Source organism: Rhodoferax sp. RT5P35 (assembly GCF_056521385.1).
The window spans coordinates 1-1,837 of sequence record NZ_JBWMAX010000056.1; the positions used below are offsets into that span (position 1 = coordinate 1).

General features: G+C 65.7%; 3 protein-coding genes. 1 reads left to right on the forward strand and 2 read right to left on the reverse strand.

Going from position 1 to position 1,837, the window contains the following annotated elements:
* Positions 1 to 579: LysR substrate-binding domain-containing protein (locus AC097L_RS23470; protein WP_479589149.1), on the forward strand; the 579-nt coding region annotated here is incomplete at its 5' end.
* A 62-nt stretch (positions 580 to 641) separates the two neighbouring features.
* Here the strand turns inward: AC097L_RS23470 and AC097L_RS23475 are convergent.
* Positions 642 to 1,481, reverse strand: a complete 840-nt coding sequence (locus AC097L_RS23475; protein ID WP_479589150.1) for a citryl-CoA lyase — start codon at positions 1,479 to 1,481, stop codon at positions 642 to 644.
* Positions 1,478 to 1,837, reverse strand: a 360-nt coding sequence (locus AC097L_RS23480; protein WP_479589151.1) for a CoA transferase, incomplete at its 5' end; no start/stop codon positions are given. The genes AC097L_RS23475 and AC097L_RS23480, both read right to left, overlap by 4 nt.

The following is a 1,837-nucleotide window of genomic DNA, read 5'->3' on the forward strand; positions in this document are numbered from 1 at the left end:
CCCAGGCCGGAGCCTTGGCTGGCGCTGTACCCCGACATCCAGCTGGAGATCAGCAGCGACAACCGCTTTACCGACATCGTGGCCGAGCGCTTCGACATCGGGGTGCGCCTGGGCAGCGACGTGGCCAAGGACATGATTGCGGTGCGCATTGCGCCCGATATGCAGACCGTGGTGGTGGGCACGCCCGGCTACTTCAGCCGCCACGCGCCGCCGCGCACGCCCCAGGACCTCGGCCAGCACGACTGCATCGGCAGACGTTTGCCAACCCACAGCGGCCTCATGGCCTGGGAGTTCAAGAAGCAGGGCAAAAGCAGCAGCAATGTCAGCGTCAGCGTCTCCGGGCGGCTGGCCTTCAACACCAGCGAGCTGATCGTGGCAGCAGCAGTGGCAGGACACGGCCTGGCCTGGGTTCCCCGGGATCTGGTCGATGCCCACCTGGCCGCAGGCCGCCTGGTATCGGTACTGGACGATTGGTCGGCCACCTTCCCCGGCTACCACCTGTACTACGCCAGCCGCCGATCTTCACCTGCGCTGGCGCTGGTGGTGGAGGCGCTAAGGTACGTGCCGTCGCCTGGCTAAATTGCATAGCACCTTGCGCCCGTCCCATAAGCGCCAAGGGCGACTTTGGCGTTAAATCGCAGCTACTGCACATCCTCACCACGAGCTGGCACTTCACGCGCGGCGGGGCCGTCGTAGGTCCACAGGTACTCACGCGGAATCGGCCCCTTGTTGCGCCCGCCTTGCCCGGTCTGCTCCCAGGCATGCGCCAGGATGCCGACCGAACGCGACAGGCAAAACAGGCCGCGGGCCAAGGGTGCCGGAAATCCGAGTTCGGCGTAAATGACGGCGGTTGCACCGTCGATGTTCATCGGAATGCGCCGCCCTCCTTTGCGCGCGGCAAGTTCTTCTTCCACCGCCCGACCAATGGTGGCGAAGCGGCCGTTCACGGTGCCCTCACGCGCTGCGGCATCGACCAACGCGAGCAGCGGCGCGGCGCGGGGGTCCACCGGGTGAAAGCGGTGCCCGAACCCGGCCACGAACTTGCCGTGCCTGGCGATGGCTTCGTCCAATCCGGCGCGCACGGCATCCTGTAGCGAAGCGCCAGCGTCCTGGTGCGCGGCAATGGCTTGGTACATGTCCACCGCTTGTTCCCCAGCACCACCGTGCACGTCGCCCAGCACGTTGACGGCCGAGGCCATCGCATTGTTCAAGCCGACACCGCAGGTGGCGGCCATGCGTGCAATCGCAATACTGGGCGCTTGCGGGCCGTGGTCTACCGCCGACATCAGCACGGCACCCAGCACGCGACCCTGCCCTTCGCTCGGCAGCTCGCCCCGGGTCATCAGCCAGACCATTTGCGCAAAGCTCACGCGCCCGATCAGGTCTTCGATGGCATACCCGCTGTAGCGGATCATGCCGGGCCGCATTTCAATGATGGAGGTGCGCCACCAGTCGCCCACGCGGGGGTCTGCGTTGCTCATACTACTTTCTCCTCTACCAGGGTGGCAATTTCAGTTTCCGAATAGCCCAGCTCCGCCAGGATGGCGGCGGTGTGCTCGCCCAGTTGCGGTGGCGGCGTGTCTACCGTGGGAGCCTCGCCGTTGAGCTTGAAGCCGGTACGTACGAGGCGGATGTCGCGACCGACCCCTGGCACATCCTTGAACGTACCGATCATGCCGCGCTCGGCGATCTGCGGGTGGTCCAGCGCCTGCGGCACCGTGTAGACCGGGCCTGCCGGAATGCCCGCTGCGTTGAACAAATGCCACCAATCTTGGGCCGATTTGCTGGCCAAAGAAGTCTCCATCAGGGCCTTCAGCTCTGGCCGGTATTGCAACCG

What these genes read in the sequence shown, in the direction of transcription:
- AC097L_RS23475 (WP_479589150.1), bottom strand. Translation starts at nt 1,481, where the DNA reads ATGAGCAACGCAGACCCCCGCGTGGGCGACTGGTGGCGCACCTCCATC.